This window comes from Mycobacterium sp. 4D054 (genome assembly GCF_052245755.1).
Classification (GTDB): domain Bacteria; phylum Actinomycetota; class Actinomycetes; order Mycobacteriales; family Mycobacteriaceae; genus Mycobacterium.
Genome location: NZ_JBQQCF010000025.1, coordinates 64,793 through 83,500, shown reverse-complemented (window position 1 = coordinate 83,500; position 18,708 = coordinate 64,793). Strand labels below are relative to the sequence as shown.

Genomic DNA, 18,708 nt, shown 5'->3' with positions numbered 1-18,708 from the left:
GCCGGCTCCGACTGCGTCGGCGCGATCCGGTCGTTGACGCGGGCGACCACCGAGTCCACCCGGTGCACGGCACGGTCGCAGAGTCCGCTGACCCGGTCCCCGGCGGCGTCCACGTCGTCGGCAGCGCTGCGCAGGTAAGCCCGGACGGTGACCCGGAATCTCTCGCCGGCGGTGCGCACGCGGCGCCGTAGCCGGTCGTCGATCTCGACGGTGACGTAGGGCAACACCTGAAGCTTCATCTGCGCGTCTCCCCTTCGTGGATGCCTGAGCCCACCCTAGCGGGGTCGTCCTGCACCTGCGCCAATGCTCGGCCCGCCGATTCCCGCAGCGTGAGCACCGTGAGCAGCGACAGCGCGGCCGCGATCATCAGGTAGAACGCCGGCGCGATCGGGTTTCCCGTGGCCGCGGTCAGCCACGTCACGACGTACGGGGTGGTGCCGCCGAACACGGCGACGCACACGTTGTAGCCCACCGAGAACCCGCTGAACCGGATCCGGGTGGCGAACAGCTCCACCCCGGCCGACACCGCGCAGGAGATGTAGACCGACTCGATCGCGGCCAGCAGACAGTGCGCCGAGATCGCCGCGACCAGCGAGCCCGACGTGAGCAGCAGGAACAGCGGGTAGCCGAGCACCAGGAAGGCGACCGCGCCGCCGATGAGCAGCGGCCGCCGCCCGACCCGGTCTGACAGCGCCGCCAGCGGGAGGATCAGCACCAGCGCCACCACGCAGGCCAGCGTGATCGACACGAACGACGCGGTCTTGGAGAACCCCAGCGTCTTGATGAAATACGTTGGCAGGAACGTGAACACGATGTAGTAGCCGATGTTGAAGACGATGAACAGGCCGATCACCTGCAGGATCTGCCGCCACGACGTGGTGACGGCTTCCCGCAGCGGCGACTCGGCGGTGTTGTCCGCCTTGTTCAGTTCGGCGAACTGCGGTGTGTCGCCCAGGCGCAGCCGGATGTAGAGACCGACCAGTCCCAGCGGCCCGGCGATCAGGAACGGGATGCGCCAGCCGTAGCTCTCCATGGCCTCGGCGGACAGGAGCGCCTGCAGTGCGGTCACGGTGACCGAGCCCATCAGGAAGCCGAGGACCCCGGACCAGGCCATGAACGTGACGGTCAGGCCGCGGCGGGCGTCGCCGGCGAACTCCGCCAGGTACACCGCGCCGCCGCCGTACTCGCCGCCCGCCGAGAAGCCCTGTAGGCAGCGGAAGAACAGGAGCAGCAGCGGTGCCGCCACCCCGATGGTGTCGTAGGTCGGCAGCACACCGATGCACAGCGTGGCCGCCGACATCAGCAGGATCACCACCGCCAGCACCTTCTGGCGGCCGATGCGGTCGCCGAGCGGCCCGAAGAAGAATCCGCCGAGCGGACGCATGAAGAACGCCGCGGCGAAGATCGCGAAGGTGTTGAGCAGCGCGGCGGTGTCGTTGCCGGCGGGGAAGAAGTGCGCGGCGATGAATGTCGCCAGGAAGCCGTAGATGGCGAAGTCGAACCACTCAACGGCATTACCGATGGACGCGCCGGTCACCACCCGGCGGATGTCGGTCTCCATGTCGAACTCCCGAATTTAAGCGTGGCGCTCAGCATTTCGCTTACCGCATCACGTTCGACGCGGCGCTGTTGGCAACTTAGCGCTTCGCGGCCCGCACCGCGGCGGCCGCGTCAGAGCGGATCTGGCCGTCCCGCCGATCACCAGCGTGTTGACCACCCACGCGGCCGTCGTCGGCTTCCGGCTGTCGCCGATGCGGCACGGCGCATCGGCGTCACCGCTCTTCTTCGCCGCGGCGGCGAGCCGGGTGCGTACTCGGGTGAATTCGCCGGGCGCAGCGCAGTACAGCTCGTCGAGCGCCTCCTCCACCGCGAAACCCATGATGGGGCCTATCGATCGGCGATCCGTGCCCGCCGGTGCAGCGGCTCCCGCCCGGGCGGCTGCGACGGCGGCGGCAGCAACGGGACCAGCGGCCGCACCGCCACCCTGGTCGGTTCCCGGGTGGTCAGTTCCAACGGCTCACCGGCATGCCGGATGGTCAGAGCCCCCCGCGGACCGTCCCGCAGCGTGTAGGTGACCGACTCGTGGTCGGCTGCCACGGTCACGCGAAAACCGCGCCAGCGCAACCGGAAACACAGCCGGGAGATGCCGCCGGGCAGGTGCGGGTCGAGTGCCAGTACGCCCTCGTCGTCGCGCAGCCCGCCGAACCCGACGACGAGCGCGGTCCAGCTGCCGGCCAGCGACGCCAGGTGCAGCCCGTCGCCGGTGTTGTTGTGCAGGTCGCGCAGATCGATCAGCGCCGCCTCGTACGCATAGTCGTGGGCCAGTTCCAGATGCCCGACCTCGGCGCACATCACCGCCTGAGTGCATGCCGACAGCGACGAGTCCCTGGTGGTGCGCCGCTCGTAATAGTCGACGTTGCGGGCCTTTTGCTCGGGGGTGAACGCATGGCTCTGCCACTGCATGGCCAGCACCAGATCGGCCTGCTTGATCACCTGGGCCGGATAGAGCCGGACGTACGGTTCATGCAACAGGAGCGGGTATTTCGTGTTGGACTGGAAGTCCCACTCCCGCAGCGTGGTGAACCCCTCGCACTGCGGGTGCACGCCGAGCTCCTCGTCGTAGGGGATGTGCACCGCGTCGGCGGCGTCACGCCAGGCGGCCGTCTCCTCGTTGTCGACACCGAGGTCGCGCGCACCGTCGGGGTGCCGGGTGCAGGCGTCGGCCGCGACGCGCAGGTTCGCGGCGGCCATCAGGTTGGTGAACACATTGTCCCGCACCACCGCGGTGTATTCGTCGGGCCCGGTGACCCCGTCGATGCGCCACCGACCGTATCGGTCGTGGTGGCCGAGCGAGGCCCACAGCCGGGCGGTTTCGACGAGAACGGCCAGACCGCAATCGGATTCGAGCGACTCGTCGCCGGTCACCACCCGGTAGCGGTCGAAAGCCATCGCGATGTCGGCGTTGACGTGGAAACCGGCGGTACCCGCCGGCCAGTACGCCGAGCATTCCTCGCCGTGGATGGTGCGCCACGGGAAACTCGCGCCGCTCAGGTCCAGTTCCTTGGCGCGCTCCCGCGCCAGCTCCAGCGTCGACGCCCGCCACCGCAGCGCGTCGGCGGCAGCGTGCGGGGCGGTGTAGGTCAGCACCGGCAGCACGAACCCCTCGGTGTCCCAGAAGGCGTGGCCGTCGTAGCCGGTTCCGGTCAGTCCCTTGCCCGCGATCGCGCGCCGCTCGGCGCGGGCGCTGGCCTGCAACACGTGGAACAGCCCGAAGCGCACGGCCTGCTGGCTGTCGGCGTCACCGTCGACCTCGACGTCCGCGCTGTCCCAGAACTCGGCCAGGTATTCGCGCTGTGACTGCAGAAGCCCCGACCAGCCGGTGTACCGGGCGCCCGCGATCGCCGCGGCGACCTGGTCGCGCAGCGCCGGGCACGAGCGCAGGCTGGACCATCCGTAGGCCAGGTACTTCACCAGGCGCAAACGCTGACCGGCGCGCAGTTCGGTCACCACCGTGGTGCGCGCCCAGTCGTCGCCGGAGTCACCGCTGACGTCCACCCGGCCTTCGCCCTCGATGACGTGGTCCATCGCCGCGGCCATCGTCAACCCGCTCGAGCGGGTCCGGTGGATCAGCAGTGCCCCGCGCTCGCTGATCTCGTGCTGCACCGCCTCCAGCGGCTTCGTCAGCACCGCGGCGACCCTGGGATCGCCCGACGGCGAAGGCAGGTCCTCGTTGGCGACCAGCTCCGACTGCACGGTCAGCAACACATCGTCGACGGCTTCGACGATGTACTCGATAGCGGCCAGGCTGCGCTGGGACAGCGAGACCAGCCGGGTCGAGTGCACCTTGACCCGCTTGCCGGACGGTGTGGTCCAGTCCGCCGTGCGGGTCAGGGTGCCGGCCCGAAGATCCAAAGTCCGTTCGTGGGCGTGCACGTCGCCGTACCGGACGTCGAACGGTTCGTCGTCGACCAGCAGCCGGATCAGCTTGCCGTTGGTGACGTCGACGATGGACTGGCCGTCCTCCGGATAGCCGAACCCCGCCTCCGCGTACGGCAGCGGCCTGGTCTCGTAGAACCCGTTCAGGTAGGTGCCGGGCAGCGCGTGAGGCTCCCCCTCGTCGAGATTGCCGCGCAGCCCGATGTGCCCGTTGGACAACGCGAACAGCGATTCGGTCTGCGCAAGCAGATCCACCCTCAGCTGTGTCTCCCGGACCTGCCAGGGTTCCACCGGAAACGCGTCGTCGGTGATCATCATGCTCAGAGCAGCTCCCCGAGGTCGGTGACGACGATGTCGGCGCCGTTGCGCCGCAGGGCCTCGGCCTGTCCGGTCCGGTCGACGCCGACCACCAGGCCGAAATCACCGGCGCGCCCGGCGGCCACCCCGGACAGCGCATCCTCGAAGACGGCCGCGTCCGCCGGGGACACGCCGAGCAGTTCCGCGGCTCGCAGGAACGAGTCAGGGGCCGGTTTGCCGGGCAGGTTCTCCTCACGCAGCGTCACGCCGTCGACACGCTCCTCGATGTAGACGTCCAGTCCGGTGAGCTCGAGTACGTCGCGAGTGTTGGCGCTCGACGACACCACCGCGCGCCGCAACCCGGCGTCGGTGGCCGCCTGCAGATACCGCCGCGACCCGTCGAACACGGTGACCCCGTCGGTGTGCAGGCTCTGGTTGAACATCCGGTTCTTGCGGTCGCCCAAGTGCGACACGGTCTGGGCATCGGCGACGATGCCGCGGCTTTCCAGGAACGAGCGGACCCCGTCCAGGCGCGGTTTGCCGTCGACGTAGCGCTCGTAGTCCGCACCCGCATCGAAGGGCACGTAGGGCACGCCGTGTTCGGCACGGCTGCGCAGGTACTCGTCGAACATCGCCTTCCAGGCGCGGCGGTGCACGCTGGCGGTGTCGGTGAGCACGCCGTCGAGATCGAACAGACATGCGCGGATGCGGTCCGGTAGGCCGAGCATCTCCCCCCCATACCCATTCAGCTCAGTCCGAGCATGCTCCGCAACTCGGCAGTGCGCCACACGACCAGCGCGACGAACAGCACCAGCAACCCGGCCGCCGCAGCGCCCTGCACCAGGTTGCGCTGCCCGCGCGGGGCGTAGACGAAGGCCGCGGCCACCACCGCACCGGTCACCAGCCCGCCGACATGGCCCTGCCAACTGATGTTCTGCGAGGTGAACAGCGGGATCAGAAACGTGAACGCGAGGTTCAGCACGATGATCGCGACGACCGACCGCACGTCCATGTTCAGCTTGCGGCCCACCACGAACGTCGCGCCGAACAATCCGAACACCGCCCCGGACGCGCCGGCGGTGAGCGCGTTGAACGTGAGCAGGTACACCAGCACCGAGCCGCCCAGCGCGCTGAGCAGATAGAGCGCGACGAACCGCAGCCGCCCCAGCGCGAACTCCAGCGGCGGGCCGACGAAATACAGCGCCAGCATGTTGAACGCGATGTGGGTGAGGCTGAAGTGCAGGAACGCCGAGGTCAGCAGCCGGTACAGCTCACCGTCGGCGGCGGCGGGCGGCCACAACCCGAGGGCGCGTTCGAGCTCCGGAGACGCCATCTGCAGTGCGAACATCAGCAGGTTGACGCCGATCAGCACGTAGGTGACCAGCGGCGTCGTCGACCGCGGCGCGCGGGCACCGACGGCGTTGGTGACCGGTCGGACGGACCGGGCGCCCTCGCCGACGCAGTCGGCGCACTGATGGCCGACAGCGGCGCTGTGCATGCATTCCGGGCAGATGAATCGGTTGCAGCGGGTGCAGCGGACGTAGGTCTGACGGTCGGGATGCCGGTAGCACGTCGGGGCCTGCGCGGGGGTGCCGGACGGGTAGGGGTAACCCATGTCAGAGCGTCCCGAACAACTCGATGTGGTTGCCGTCGGGGTCGGCGACGAACATCCAGCCCATGCCGGGCACCGGCGCATACTCGGTGAGCGGCTCCACCACTTCGTATTCGGATGCGGCGAACGCGTCGGCGACGGCGCGCAGACCGTTCACCCCGATCGTGAAGTACCGCAGACCCGCCTGCGCGCGCCCGCCGCCGGGTGCGGCGGGAGCAGCGGGCGCCGTCGTGTAGGTGACGAGCTTGAGCACGCTGCCCCCGAGTGAGTAGCGCCGTTGTGAGCCCCCGTCGAACTCGATGTCGCCTTGGGGCTCAAGTTCGAGGAATCCCTCGTAGAAGGCGACCATCGGGCCCGGGTCGGTGGTGACGAGCCCGACCTCGATGCCGGGTGTCAGCAGGTCCAGTTTCACGATCACCAACTTATCTCGCCTGCCCGCGGCTTTTGCTCGGTAACGATTCGGTGACGACCCAGATCACGATCACTTAAGCAAACCCGGCGAATTCTGAGAAGTTTCATGGTTTGGAAACCGCAGCGGGGATCGTCGGGCCGGTTACACCCCGGAATTGAGGTCAACGTCACGCCCGCACCCTGTAACGCTCGGCCCAGGCGGTCATCGGCGCCGACGAGTTACGTTTGACCACTTCAGGATTCGGCTACCTTGGATCTCAGCCGGGGGAAGCAGCAACCGATTCACAATGCGAAGGACCAACCAATCATGAATCTCAATGGTTTTACCGTGCGCGCCCGTCGGCGCGCCGTGGCCGGCGTCTCGGCCGCATGTCTGCTCGGCGGCGTGGCCGCAGCAACCGTGGCGGCACCGATGGCGGGGGCGCAGCCGGCCCAGTGCACCGCGAGCTCGCTCACCGGGACCGTCAGTTCGGTCACCGCGCAGGCGCGGCAGTACCTCGACACCCACCCGGGCGCGAACCAGGCCGTGACCGCGGCGATGAACCAGCCGCGGCCCGAGGCCGAGGCCAACCTGCGGGGCTATTTCACCGCCAACCCGGCGGAGTACTACGACCTGCGCGGCATCCTCGCCCCGATCGGCGACACGCAGCGCAACTGCAACGTGGGCGTGCTGCCGGCGGATCTGCAGTCGGCCTACGACACGTTCATGGCCGGCTGATCTGCACCACCACGTTGCGGACGTTGCGGACGTTGCGGCGGCGGGTTCTCCCCCGCCGCCGCAACGCTTAGACTGACTTCCTATGAGGCTGACGAAGGTAGCCGTGATGGCCGCGGCGGTGATCGCCGGCTGGGGCGCGGCCGCACCGACGGCCGGTGCACAACCCGCCGACACCCAACCCGCCGAGGCACCGAAGACGACGATCGACGCTGACGGCACGTACACCGTCGGCACCGAGATCGTGCCGGGCGTGTATCAGTCGGCCGGACCGGTCGACGGTGGCGCCTGTTACTGGAAGCGTGCTGCCGGCGAGGAGATGCTTGACAACCGGCTGACCAAGAAGCCGTCGTTCGTGCAGATCCTGCCGACCGACACGACCTTCACCACCAGCGACTGCCAGGCCTGGCAGCTCACCAACGCCCCGATGCCTCCGCAGCCCGGCCCCGGCGAGCTGCTGGGTCAGCTCACGCAGGCGATCGGCAGCGGCATGTTCTCCGGAGGCCCGCGCTGAGCGATCGCGCGGTCACCTCGATCGGAGCCGAGGACAACGCCGGCCTGGAGGACGCCGTCGAGCGGATCTGGCAGGCGGCGGTGCACTGGTACCGCGCCGGGATGCAGCCGGCAATCCAGGTGTGCCTGCGCCGCGAGGGCCGGGTGATCCTCGACCGTGCCATCGGCTACGCCTGGGAGGACGTCCCGGTCCGCACCGACACCCCGTTCTGTGTCTACTCGGCGGCCAAGGCGATCACCACGACGGTGACGCACATGCTCGTCGAGCGCGGGGCGTTCTCGCTGGAGGACCGGGTGTGTGACTATCTGCCGACGTACACGAGCCACGGCAAGGACCGCACCACGATCCGGCACGTGCTCACCCACAGCGCCGGCATCCCGTTCGCGACGGGGCCGAAGCCCGACCTCAAGCGCATGGACGACAGCGAGTACGCGCGGGAGATGCTGAGCCGGATGAAGCCGGTGTATCGGCCGGGGCTGGTCCACATCTACCACGGCGTGACGTGGGGACCGCTGATGCGCGAGATCATCTCCGCGGCCACCGGCCGCAGTATCCGCGACATCCTGGCCGAGCAGATCCTCGACCCGCTGGGCTTCCGATGGACCAACTACGGCGTTGCCCCACAAGACGTTCCGCTGGTCGCACCCAGCCACGTGACCGGCAGGCCGCTGCCTGCCCCGATCGCCAAGGCGTTCAAGGCGGCGGTGGGCGGCACCCCGCAGCAGATCATCCCGTTCTCCAACACGCGTGAGTTCCTGACCGGCGTCATCCCGTCGTCGAACACCGTGTCCAACGCCAACGAACTGTCCCGATTTGCCGAAATCCTCTGCCGCGGTGGAGAACTCGACGGAGTACGGATCCTCTCGCCGGAGACGCTGTATGCGGCCACCCGAGAGGCGCGCCGGTTACGGCCGGATCTGGCCACCGGCCTGGCGCCGATGCGGTGGGGCACTGGCTACATGTTGGGCTCCAAGCGATTCGGTCCATTCGGCCGGGACGCCGCAGGCGCGTTCGGACACACCGGGCTCACCGACATCGCGGTGTGGGCCGACCCGCAGCGGGCGCTGTCGGTGGCGGTGGTCAGCAGCGGCAAGCCAGGGCCTCACCGCGAGGCCAAACGCTATCCCCAGCTGCTGGACCGGATCAACGCCAAGATGCCGCGGATCTGATTCCGCGGTAGATCCCCCACCGCACGATCCAGGGCATCAGCACCCGCTCGAACGACCACGCCGGAAACCGGAACGCCCTGCCGTTGGGCGTGAACACCTCGAGACCGTCGGGCTGGATGCCCAACACCGAACCCCATCGCCGGGTGGGCGCGCGGTAGTCCCGCAACGCCCGGCCGGCGAACGAGGCGCGCACATTGCGGGCGAGCAGTCCGTCGGCGCGGTTGCGGGCCGAGCTGCGCAGCGGATCGGTCGCGGCCACGTCACCGATGGCGAACACCTCGGGGTGGCCGGGCACCTGGAGCGTCGGGGTCACGCGCACGAACCCGCGCTCGTCGAGCAGCTCAGCGGGCAGCCACCCGGTGTTGGGCGTGACGCGGCCGATCGCCCACAGCACGGCATCGGCGGACGCGGGTGGCTGGCCGGTGCTCCACCGCACGGTCCCGCTGGTCAGTTCAGCGGCGGCGAACGTGGGGTCCAGCACCGCACGATGGCCGGGGTGCAGCCGCACTCCGGCGTCGATCAGCCTGCGCCGCACCGAGTTCCACGTACGGGGGTGATGACCGACGAGTGCCCGCTCGCCCGGGTAGTACAGGTCGACGGGCTTGCCCGGCCACGCGGTGGCGATCTGGGCGGCGCTGCTGACGGCCGCGGCGCCGCCGCCGACGACAATCACCGACCCTGCGGCGGCGAGGCGGTCGTGCGGGTCGCGCAGTTCTGCGCCGACCTGCGCCGCATCCTGCAGGGTCGGCCTGCGCCAGAACCCGTTGGTCACGCCGGTGGCGATGACGAGCGCGTCGTAGGGCACCTGGGTCGCCGATCCGTCGGCGAGTTCGACCAGCACACAGCGGGATTCGAGATCCACACCGGTCAGGGTGCCGTGCACCGTGCGCACGCCGTCGAGGCCGCGGAAGCGGCCGAACGGGATCCAGTTGTACCGGGCCCAGTCGTCGGGCCGGGCCAGCCGCCAGCCCAGCTCCTGGCCGCTCACCAGCCCCGGTTTGGCGGAGATACCGACCACCTGGGCATGGCGGGCCAGCTTGATCGCGGTGAGGACGCCGGTGTCGCCCAGCCCGGCGATGACGACCCGCTTCACGCACTCACCTTCGCCGGCGGGCGGGGCACGAACCGCGACACCCGGTCGATGACGGCCTGGTAACCGGGCCTACGCTCGAGGCTTCGGGTCTCCATCATCGGGATGCTGGCGCCGAGGAACATGGCCAGCATCGCCGCCGCACCCACGAACAGCCACCAGGCCCCCGGCGCCGCAGCGAGCCCGAAAAGCGCCAGAGCGAACCAGAATCCGAACTCGCGGAAGTAGTTGGGATGCCGCGACCAGCCCCACAACCCGCGGTCCATCACCTCACCCGGGCGCCGGTCGCGGACGAATCGGTGCATCTGCACGTCGGCGACGAACTCGACTGCCACCGCCGCCATCCCGACGACGAATGCGACCACGCTGAGCCACACCAGCCCGCGACCGGGTGTGGTGACCGCGACGTAGACCGGCACCATCCCGAGGAACACCTGAAGCGTCGGGATCAGGTAAATCGCGCCGAGGTCGGCGAGAAACTCCCACCGGCCGGCCCGCGACCGGAACATCGGGTAGCGCCAATCCTCGTGGTGCAGCCCGGGAAACGCGTATATCCAGTTGCCGGTCAAGCGCACCGCCCACACCAGCACGAGCACCGCGACCAGCCAGCACCGCAGGGCGTCGCCGTCGCCCTGGCTCCACCAGTAGACCAGCAGCAGCGGCGGGATGACGCTCCAGTAGGCGTCGTAGAAGCTGGAATTGCGGTAGGCGCGGCTGAATCCGAACACCACCAGGGTGGCCAGGACGTCGGCGATCAGCGTGTCGAGCCACAGACGGCCGGTGGCCGGGCCCCACACCAGCCACGCCGCCCCGACACCGACAGCCAGGAGATAGGCCACCGCGACGATCGTCAACGAGCGCGCCTTGCCCACAGCGGTCACCCTAACCGGACCCGGAACGTCGTCGGCCAGTCTTTGCCGGTCAGCAGGAATTCGTCACCGGCGACGTGGGCGATGCCGTTGAGTACCTGGGCGCTGGGCGGGATGCCGCGGGCGCGCAGCCCGGCGGCGTTGACGACGAGGTCCACCGCGCCGCTCTCCGGGTCGATCCGCACGATGTTGTCCGACGGCCACAGGTTGGCCCACACCCGGCCGTCGACGCACTCCAGCTCGTTGAGCCCGTTGAGGGCACGGCCGTCGCGGGTGACGTCGACACCGCCGGTCTCGGCGAAGCCGGCGGCATCGTGGAACGTCAGCCGGTTGCTTCCGTCGCTGCGGATCAACCGCTCGCCGTCGTAACAGAGCCCCCATCCCTCCCCGGACAACGGGACCTCCCGCACCGGGGTCAGGTCGGCCTTGTCCCATTCGACGGCCACGCCGTCGCGGTAGGTCAGCTGCCAGATCCGGTCCCCGACCACGGTGATGCCCTCCCCGAAGTAGTCGCCCGGGATGTCGACCGCGCGGGTCACCTCACCGGTGTCGGGGTCGAGGGTGCGCAGCTGCGACTCCCCGGCCAGCCCGGTGCCCTCGTAGAGGACCGGCCCGCTGATCTCGAATCCCTGGGTGAAAGCCTGCGCGTCGTGCGGCATCTCCTCCAGCACGACCGGCTCGACCACCGGCACGGCCGGCTCGGCGTGCGCGACGGGCGAGACGGTGCCGGCCACCACGACCAGGATCATCCCGGCCCACAACTGCGACGCGGTCCTTTGCGAAGAGGGAGTCATATCGCCGTTCTACCGTGCGACGATGGCGGAATGAAAGCGGTCAGCTGTGTGCACGGGACTTTGGAGGTCGTCGACCTGCCCTCCCCACAGCCCGCCGAGGGCCAGCTGGTGCTCGACGTGCTGCGGTGCGGGATCTGCGGATCGGACCTGCACGCCAAGGATCACGCCGACGAACTCACCGAGGTGATGGCCGAGGGCGGCTATCACGACTTCGCGCGCAGCGACACCCCGGTGGTGATGGGCCACGAGTTCTGCGGGGTGGTCGCCGAGCGGGGCCGCAAGGCGGGCAAGGAGTTCTCCCCGGGTACGACGGTGGTGTCGTTTCCGCTGGTGCGCGCCGACGGCGGCGTGCATCTGACCGGTCTGTCGCCGAAGGCTCCCGGCGGCTACGCAGAGCAGGTGCTCGCCGAGGCGGCGCTGACGTTCGTGGTGCCCAACGGCCTCGACTCCGCGGTCGCCGCCCTTACCGAGCCGATGGCGGTGGCCTACCACGCGGTGCGCCGCAGTGACGTCACCGCCAAGGACGTCGCGATCGTGCTGGGCTGCGGACCGGTGGGGCTGGCGGTGATCTGCCACCTGAAGGCGCGCGGCGTGCACACCATCGTCGCCAGTGACTTCTCCCCGGGCCGACGCGCGCTGGCTACCCGGTGCGGCGCCGACGTCGTCGTCGACCCGGCCGAGGAGTCCCCGTACGACGCGGTGCCGGCCAAACAGCGCGGCCTGACCGAACTGCCCGCGCTCTACGAACTCGGTGTCGGCTCGATGGAGAAGCTGCGCAGGATCCCCGGCTGGGCGCACGTGTACCGCGTCGCCGACCGGCTGGGCGGGACAGCGCCGAAGCGGCCGGTGATCTTCGAGTGCGTCGGGGTGCCCGGCATGATCGACGGGGTGATCGGCGCCGCGCCGCTGGCCTCGCGGGTGGTGGTGGTCGGCGTCTGCATGGGTGACGACAAGCTGCGCCCCGCGATGGCGATCGGCAAGGAGATCGACCTGCGGTTCGTGTTCGGTTACACGCCCATCGAATTCCGGGACACCCTGCACATGCTCGCCGACGGCAAGCTCGATGCGACGCCGCTGGTGACCGGGACGGTCGGACTCGGCGGCGTGGCCGCGGCGTTCAACGCGCTGGCCGACCCGGAGGCGCACGCGAAGATCCTGATCGATCCGAGCAGTCCGGCGATCAGTCCCTAGAGATCCAGCGGCGCGTTCGCCGAGTCGAGGTGCTCCACGGTCGTGAACACCAGCTCGTCATCCCCGACGTTCTCGATGTCGTGCAGCAGGTACTCGCCTTCGGCGAACATGAAATGCCGTGTCTCGCCGGCGTTGTAGGACACGTCGCGCGTCGTGCCGTCCGACGTGTGTTGCCTGCTGCGGCCGGCGTTGACCGCGGTCCAGAAGTAGTCCAGCACGTGGCGGTGGGCGTGCCAGCGCTGCCCCGGAGCCAGCCGGATCTCCCACACCCGTACCCGCTCGTTCTCGCTGAGCAGCCGGGAGCCGACATGCCCGTCGTGCGAGTGGGTCTCGAACTCGGCGCGCAGTTCCTCGGTCCAGCCCTCGAAATCGGTGCCGATCAGGGTGCCCGCCAGCGGGGCGTCGGTCAGATGGTCGTGTGTGCTTGTCATCGTGTGCCTTTCGGTTCTAGTGGCCCGGCCCGTACAGGCCGAACCGGTTGTCGGGGTGGCCGGGTACCCAGGTGCCGGTGACCTGGGACCGCGTGCCCATTTCCTTGACCCGGCGCAGCAACCGCTGCGCGAGCTCGAGTTGGCCGGGTTCCCACTTGGCGAGAGCCTCGGCGATATCGGCACTGTCGGCCAGGGCGTCGTGCAACGCCCACGCGTTCGCGGCCGCCTTCGCGGTGCCGGCCGCGGCATGCGGCCGGGCCGCGCTGGCGGCGTCGCCGACGAGTGCGACTCGCCCCAGCGCCATCTGACGGGCGCCGACGTCGTACACCGCCTGCAGGTAGGGCTGCTCGGTGCGTACCACCACCTCGGCTGCCGCCGGAGCCAGCACTTCGGCTGCCACCGAGCGCATCTCGTCGACGAAGCGGTCTTGCACCTGTCCCGGGTGCAGCGAGACACCCGCGATGAAGCCACGCTTGTCGGTCATCAACTCGTCGAGCTCGTACCCTTGCGCGACGTTGCGGTACCACACGTAGTTCAACAGCCGCTCGCCTGGGCGGAGCCCGCCGTCGGGAGACGGTATCGGATAGACGTTGATGTGGGTCTGGGGCCCCAGGCTGTAGCTGATCGAATCCTTGAGCAACTCGAACGTTTCGGGGGACACCTGACCTTCGGGCACGGTGCCGCGCCAGCCCACGTAGCCCGAGTACTCCAGCCGGGACTCCGGCGAGATGCGGCGCCGGCTCGGCGAGGTGATGCCGTCGGCGAACACCACGAGTTCGGCGCGCTCCCGCCGTCCGGAGGTGAATCTCACGTCCACGCCGTCGGCGTCCTGGTCGAAGCCGGCGGCGTACTCGCCCAGGTTGTAGGCGTCGGGGCCGAAGTCCGCCAGCAGCGCGCGGTAGAAGGTGCCCCAGGAGGTATAGCTCCACGGTGCCGCCTCGCGATGGATCACCGAGTTGTCGTCACCCAGATACTGCACGAAATGCGTTGATGTACTCACGGTCTCGGGATGCTGCTGGCTGCACTCGACGAACCAGCGCAGCGTGTCCGGTTGCAGCACGATCCCACCGCCGCGGCCGTCGAGGTTGCTGGGGGTGCGTTCGAAGACCGCGACGTCGAAGCCGAGGCGCCGCAGCAGCAGCGCGGTGGTCAGACCGCCGATGGAACCACCGACGACGATCGCCCGGTGGCCGCTCCAATCAATCATGTCGTTCTCCTGTGGTCAGCCCGAGGAAGGCCCGGGCGTTGGATTCCAACGCGGCGTCGTCGATGTCCGCCGCGTGCGGTAGCGCCAGGGGCCTGTCGGTGCCCATGTCGAACGGATAGTCGCTGCCGCACATCAGGTGTGACGGATCAGCTTGTGCAGCAAGCAGTCCGAGGGAGGGCACGTCATGGGTCAGCGTGTCGAACCACAGGTCGGTGAACGCGTCGCGGGGAGCCCGTGAGCCTGCCGACCGGACGTCGGCCCGCTGCTGCCACCCGTGCTGCCAGCGTCCGACCAGGGCAGGTGAACAGCCGCCGCCGTGCACCAGGCAGACGCGCAGACCGTCGATCTCGTCGAGCACTCCGCCGAGGGTCAGGGCCGCAGCGGCGGTGGCGGTCTCGACCGGGTTTCCGATGAGGTTGGCCAGGTAGTAGGAGGACCATTCCTGCCGCGCGAGCTGCATCGGGTGTACCAGCACGGCCAGCCCGTACTCGGCGGCCGCCACGAGGATGTCCCGCATCGGGGCCGCGTCGAACGAGGTGGCGCCCAGCAGTGGAGGCACCGCGATGCCCGGTGTGATGCCCGAGGAAGCCAGCGCCGCAATCTGTTTACGCGCCGACTCGGGCGGGTGCAGTGACACCAGGCCGAGGCCGAGCAGGCGTCCGCCGCTGTCGCGGCACACCCTCTCCAGCTCCTGGTTGTAGGCGCCGACGAACGCGTCGACCTCGGCGTGGTCGACGACCGGAAACGCGAACGGCGGCGCGGACAACACACGAGCACCCAGACCCGCGGCGTCCGTGTCGGCGAGGACGCGCCCGATGTCGCTCATCGCGTCGGTTTCGATCGACAGCGGCAGCTCGCCCAGGTGCAGCTGCCCGCCGCGGTCTCCGAGCGGGGGCACCGGAGAGCCGGGAGCAAGGCCGAACAGGTCCCGCGGCAGCCAGTGGGCGTGGACGTCGATAGGGCCGGACCGGACGCTCATACCGCGGCGACCTTGGACTCGAGAGCTTCGAAGCGAGCCAGGATCTCGGCCTGCAGCACGGCCACGGCCGGATCGGACGCGCGACGCGGCCGCGGCAGATCGACATCGATGATCTCGTGGATGCGGCCACCGGGTTCGAGCACGACGATGCGGTCGGACAGCTGCACGGCCTCGGTCACGTCGTGGGTGACGAACATGACGGTGCGCCGCGACTCCAGCCAGATGCGCTCCAGGTGCTCGCGCAGCGTGCGCGAGGTCATCGCGTCGAGGTGGCTGAACGGTTCGTCCATCAGCAGCACGTCGGGTTCGACGGCGAACGCGCGGGCGATACCGATGCGCTGCTGCTGCCCACCGGACAGCTGGGCCGGGAAGCGGTCGGCGCAGTGTCCGAGCCCGACGAGGTCGAGGTAGTGGCGGGCTCGCTCCTGCCAGCCGGCCCGCTCATGCTGGACGAAGGCCAGGTTGGCCATCACCGTGCGCCACGGCAGCAGGCGCGGATCCTGGAACACGTAGCCCACCCGGGCATCTCGGGATCCGGCACGGAGCCGGACCTGTCCGGCAGTGTGGGTCTCGATGCCGGACACGATGTTGAGCAGCGTGGTCTTGCCGCTGCCGGAGGGGCCGACGACAGAGACGAAGGTCTCGCCCGAGATGGTGAGGTCGACGCCGTCGATGACGCGCGTGACCGCACCGCGGCGGTCCGTGAACTCCTTGACGAGACCCTGAATTTCGATGGAAGCCATGATTTCTCGCTTTCTAGACGGTGCGCCAGCGGGTGGCGAAGCGCTCGATGGGGCCCAGGATCAGCAGGTCGGCGACGACCAGCAGCAGGATGAACACCAGCACCCAGGCGAGGAAGCCGTCGAGCTGGTTGGCGTCGTACCAGTAGCGGGCCCGCCAGCCGACGCCCGAGGTGGCACCGAACCACTCGGCCAGCAGGAGCCCGTTCCAGGCGCTCATGATCGCGAATCGCACTGCGGCGATGGTTGATCCGGCGACGGCGGGAACGACGATCTCGCGCAGGACGCGGCGATGCGGCACCCCGAACGAGCGGGCCATCAGCACCAGGTCGGCGGGCACCGCCCGGGTGGCCTTGGCGATGTTGACGACGACGAACGGCAGCCCGGACAGGAACACCGTGACCACCGGGGTCAGCCAGCCGAAACCGAACCACATCGTGGTCAGCAACGCCCAGATGACGGCGGGGATCGCCAGTGCCGCGGCGGTCAGGTCGGACAGCGCCAGATCGGCCACGCGAGACAGCCCCATCATCACGCCGAGGGCGGCGCCGACGACGAGTGCGAGCGCGAGGCCCAGTGCGAACCGGTTCATGCTCAGCGCCAGGTTGTGCCACAGCTCACCGGCTGCCGCTTCGCTGCCGAGCCGGGCAACGCTGTCGCCGATCGACGGCACCCGGTTGCCGACGGCGACGGCGAGCTGCCAGGCCGCCAGGATGCTGAGCACCGCGGCGACGACGGCCGTGGCAGAGCCGGCCTGCCCGCGCAGCTGACGCTGCCAGGTCTGGGTCTGGGTGGTCATGCGATTTCCTTCCGCCAGGCGAAGAACCGGTTCTCCAGGTGGGCCAGGCCCCGTTCGATCAGCACCATCGCGACGATGAACAGCCCGGTCCAGGCGAGCATGTCGGCGACCTGGAACTCCTGGTAGGCCTTGCGGATCATGAACCCGACGCCGGAGCTGGCGCCGAACACCTCGGTGAGCGCCTCGACCTTCCACGCCATCGCGAAGCCGTACCGCACACCGGCGAACACGAACGTCGTCAGCGCGGGCAGATACAGGTGTCGCAGCACGTCGGACCGGCTGCGCTCGAAGGCCCGGCACATCGAGAGCAGGTTGCCGTCCACCGAGCGCACCCCCTCTGCGACGTTCATCGCGATGAACGGAAGCGCCACCAGCGCCGACACCACGATCGGGCCGCCGGCGCCGACCCCGAAGATCAGCAGCCCGAATACCGCGTATGTCAGCCCGGGCATGTTGCCGAGCACGAAGAGCGGAAGCGAGAAGTACGAGGTCATGAATCGTGAACGGCCCATGAGGAATCCGATGACGAGCCCACCGGCCATCGCGATCGCGAATCCGGCGGCGATCTTGGCGATGCTGGTCGCGAAGTTGGTGACCGCCTCGCCCGAGACGACGATCGCGACGACTTGTTCGCCGACCACGGACGGCCGCGGCAGGATCGGGTCGTCGACCCAGGCGGCCAGCGCCGCCCATGTGCCAAGGGCCAGCAGGAGCGCCAGACCGGAGACGAGCCAGCGCCGGTGGGCAAGGGCAGGACGCGGCGGTCGGGGCCGGCCAGGCGGCGCCGGTTCGGGCCGGGTGTCCGGCGGGGCGACGGTCTGGGTCACTTCTGGACTCCTTCGGTCGGCAGGAACTGCGGGTCGGTGACCTCGTCTCCGATGACATCGGTGGCGCGCATCAGGTCGAAGATGGAGCTCTCGTCCTGCGCCCACTGTGGATCGAATCGCACCTCTTCGGTGACCCAGTCATGCTCGGCCACATACGCTTTCATGAATTCGACGTCCTCAGCAGTGGCGACCGCGAAATGCTGGGGATAGCGCTCGATCATCTCGTCGCGGTGTTGTTGCCATTCGGACAGGCCGCGGTCCCACAGATCGAGGAAGGCCGACACCTCTGCGGGGTGGTCGTCGACCCAGTCCTTGCGGGCGACGAAGACGTTCCCCATCGGGCCGTCGTGGCCCGGAGCGACGAGTTCGGCGAACAGGTCGGCTGAGGACTTGCCGTCATACAGCGGCCGCACCGACCCGTCCCGCAGTTCGCGCGCCGAGAGGTCCGGATAGCAGATGCAGGCGTCGATCTCACCACGCGCCAGCAGGTTCGACAGGTTCTGGATGTCGGCGACCACCACGTCGAAGTCGCCGTCGACGACGGTCAGGTCGTGCATACGCTTGACCAAGGCACTCCACACCAGCGTGCCGGACACGGTGGTGAACACCCCGAGGCGACTGCCCTTCAGGTCGGCGAGGGACTGTGCCGGATCGTCGGCACGGACCAGGATGCGGCTGCGCTCGGCGTTGTACTTGCCGATGATCACGGTCTCGCGCTGCGTCTGCTCCTCCAGGCCGGGCACCTCGAAGGACGCGGTGGAGATGATGTCGGCGTGGCCACCGGCGAAGAGGCCGAATTCGTCCCAGGTGGCGCTCGTCTCGATCGTGTAGCCGGTGTCGCGCTGCCACTCGTCGACGATGCCGGTGTCGTGCATGTAGTCCCAGATCGGATCGGGCGCGAAGGTGAACCGGATGACTCCGTCGCGGGCGGACCGGGACGACGCGGGCCCGCCCAGGCCCGCCGAGCAGGCCGTGGTGACGGTGAGCAGGGCAGCGAGGAGGATGCCGAGGGCGACTCCGCCCATTCGTCGGCCCCGTCTCGCACCGATGCGAAGCGAAAGATCCATCCGTCGACCTCCTGGTTCTGTGATGGCGATCACGACTCCTACGATGCGGGTTCGGGATTA

At 69.2% G+C, this 18,708-nt stretch carries 21 protein-coding genes; 4 read left to right on the top strand and 17 right to left on the bottom strand.

What is annotated here, in order from left to right; translation table 11 throughout:
• The 7 genes from ACTWP6_RS18580 to ACTWP6_RS18550 all read right to left on the bottom strand — a co-directional run.
• On the bottom strand, window positions 1-239 hold a 239-nt coding region (locus ACTWP6_RS18580), incomplete at its 3' end, for a hypothetical protein (RefSeq protein ID WP_443188467.1).
• The gene (locus ACTWP6_RS18575) at window positions 236-1,561 is read right to left on the bottom strand and encodes an MFS transporter (protein WP_260755902.1); all 1,326 of its coding nucleotides are present in this window, start codon (window positions 1,559-1,561) and stop codon (window positions 236-238) included. The genes ACTWP6_RS18575 and ACTWP6_RS18580, both read right to left, overlap by 4 nt.
• A 48-nt stretch (window positions 1,562-1,609) precedes the next feature.
• Window positions 1,610-1,879, bottom strand: a complete 270-nt coding sequence (locus tag ACTWP6_RS18570; protein ID WP_443188466.1) for a hypothetical protein — start codon at window positions 1,877-1,879, stop codon at window positions 1,610-1,612.
• Between the two features lie 8 nt (window positions 1,880-1,887).
• Window positions 1,888-4,251 (bottom strand): glycoside hydrolase family 65 protein, encoded by a 2,364-nt coding sequence (locus tag ACTWP6_RS18565; protein WP_443188470.1) that lies wholly within the window; start codon window positions 4,249-4,251, stop codon window positions 1,888-1,890.
• 5 nt (window positions 4,252-4,256) lie between these two features.
• The gene (locus ACTWP6_RS18560) at window positions 4,257-4,961 is read right to left on the bottom strand and encodes a beta-phosphoglucomutase family hydrolase (RefSeq protein WP_443188465.1); all 705 of its coding nucleotides are present in this window, start codon (window positions 4,959-4,961) and stop codon (window positions 4,257-4,259) included.
• A 17-nt stretch (window positions 4,962-4,978) separates the two neighbouring features.
• Window positions 4,979-5,848, bottom strand: coding sequence for a rhomboid family intramembrane serine protease (locus ACTWP6_RS18555; protein ID WP_443188464.1), 870 nt, complete (start codon window positions 5,846-5,848; stop codon window positions 4,979-4,981).
• A gap of 1 nt (window position 5,849) precedes the next feature.
• Window positions 5,850-6,263 carry a VOC family protein gene (locus ACTWP6_RS18550; protein ID WP_260755905.1) on the bottom strand — a complete coding sequence of 138 codons (414 nt, stop codon included), beginning with the start codon at window positions 6,261-6,263 and terminating at the stop codon, window positions 5,850-5,852.
• A gap of 300 nt (window positions 6,264-6,563) precedes the next feature.
• On the opposite strand from ACTWP6_RS18550, the gene ACTWP6_RS18545 reads away from it, so the two are divergent.
• From ACTWP6_RS18545 to ACTWP6_RS18535, 3 genes are all read left to right on the top strand, one after another.
• Complete coding sequence (locus tag ACTWP6_RS18545) at window positions 6,564-6,974, top strand: heme-binding protein (protein WP_260755906.1); 411 nt, start codon at window positions 6,564-6,566, stop codon at window positions 6,972-6,974.
• A gap of 82 nt (window positions 6,975-7,056) precedes the next feature.
• A complete protein-coding gene (locus ACTWP6_RS18540) occupies window positions 7,057-7,485 on the top strand; it encodes a hypothetical protein (protein WP_260755907.1) in 429 nt (142 codons plus the stop codon).
• Window positions 7,486-7,586: 101 nt separating this feature from the next.
• Window positions 7,587-8,654 (top strand): serine hydrolase, encoded by a 1,068-nt coding sequence (locus ACTWP6_RS18535; protein WP_443188463.1) that lies wholly within the window; start codon window positions 7,587-7,589, stop codon window positions 8,652-8,654.
• On the opposite strand, the gene ACTWP6_RS18530 is transcribed toward ACTWP6_RS18535, so the two are convergent.
• The 3 genes from ACTWP6_RS18530 to ACTWP6_RS18520 are packed head-to-tail and all read right to left on the bottom strand — an operon-like array spanning window position 8,629 to window position 11,407.
• Complete coding sequence (locus ACTWP6_RS18530) at window positions 8,629-9,747, bottom strand: FAD-dependent oxidoreductase (protein ID WP_443188462.1); 1,119 nt, start codon at window positions 9,745-9,747, stop codon at window positions 8,629-8,631. The genes ACTWP6_RS18535 and ACTWP6_RS18530 overlap by 26 nt on opposite strands.
• Window positions 9,744-10,616: a DUF1295 domain-containing protein gene (locus tag ACTWP6_RS18525; protein WP_443188461.1), complete on the bottom strand. Its 873-nt coding sequence runs from the start codon at window positions 10,614-10,616 to the stop codon at window positions 9,744-9,746. The genes ACTWP6_RS18530 and ACTWP6_RS18525 overlap by 4 nt, the downstream gene beginning before the upstream one ends.
• 5 nt (window positions 10,617-10,621) lie before the next feature.
• Window positions 10,622-11,407, bottom strand: coding sequence for a glutaminyl-peptide cyclotransferase (locus ACTWP6_RS18520; RefSeq protein WP_443188460.1), 786 nt, complete (start codon window positions 11,405-11,407; stop codon window positions 10,622-10,624).
• 30 nt (window positions 11,408-11,437) lie between these two features.
• Between ACTWP6_RS18520 and ACTWP6_RS18515 the strand changes: the two genes are divergently transcribed.
• Window positions 11,438-12,598, top strand: a complete 1,161-nt coding sequence (locus ACTWP6_RS18515) for a zinc-binding dehydrogenase (protein ID WP_443188459.1) — start codon at window positions 11,438-11,440, stop codon at window positions 12,596-12,598.
• Here the strand turns inward: ACTWP6_RS18515 and ACTWP6_RS18510 are convergent.
• The 7 genes from ACTWP6_RS18510 to ACTWP6_RS18480 are packed head-to-tail and all read right to left on the bottom strand — an operon-like array spanning window position 12,595 to window position 18,606.
• A complete protein-coding gene (locus ACTWP6_RS18510; protein WP_260755913.1) occupies window positions 12,595-13,029 on the bottom strand; it encodes a hypothetical protein in 435 nt (144 codons plus the stop codon). The genes ACTWP6_RS18515 and ACTWP6_RS18510 overlap by 4 nt on opposite strands.
• 16 nt (window positions 13,030-13,045) lie before the next feature.
• Complete coding sequence (locus tag ACTWP6_RS18505) at window positions 13,046-14,236, bottom strand: FAD binding domain-containing protein (protein ID WP_443188458.1); 1,191 nt, start codon at window positions 14,234-14,236, stop codon at window positions 13,046-13,048.
• Window positions 14,229-15,215: an amidohydrolase family protein gene (locus ACTWP6_RS18500; protein ID WP_443188457.1), complete on the bottom strand. Its 987-nt coding sequence runs from the start codon at window positions 15,213-15,215 to the stop codon at window positions 14,229-14,231. The genes ACTWP6_RS18505 and ACTWP6_RS18500 overlap by 8 nt, the downstream gene beginning before the upstream one ends.
• Window positions 15,212-15,958 (bottom strand): ABC transporter ATP-binding protein, encoded by a 747-nt coding sequence (locus tag ACTWP6_RS18495; protein ID WP_443188456.1) that lies wholly within the window; start codon window positions 15,956-15,958, stop codon window positions 15,212-15,214. The genes ACTWP6_RS18500 and ACTWP6_RS18495 overlap by 4 nt, the downstream gene beginning before the upstream one ends.
• Before the next feature lie 13 nt (window positions 15,959-15,971).
• Window positions 15,972-16,754, bottom strand: coding sequence for an ABC transporter permease (locus ACTWP6_RS18490; protein ID WP_443188455.1), 783 nt, complete (start codon window positions 16,752-16,754; stop codon window positions 15,972-15,974).
• Entirely contained in the window at window positions 16,751-17,581 is an 831-nt protein-coding gene (locus ACTWP6_RS18485; protein WP_260755918.1) for an ABC transporter permease, read from the bottom strand. Before ACTWP6_RS18485 ends, ACTWP6_RS18490 begins: the two co-directional genes overlap by 4 nt.
• On the bottom strand, window positions 17,578-18,606 hold the full coding sequence (locus ACTWP6_RS18480) for an ABC transporter substrate-binding protein (RefSeq protein ID WP_443188454.1): 1,029 nt from the start codon (window positions 18,604-18,606) through the stop codon (window positions 17,578-17,580). The genes ACTWP6_RS18485 and ACTWP6_RS18480 overlap by 4 nt, the downstream gene beginning before the upstream one ends.
• Window positions 18,607-18,708 lie beyond the last annotated feature (102 nt).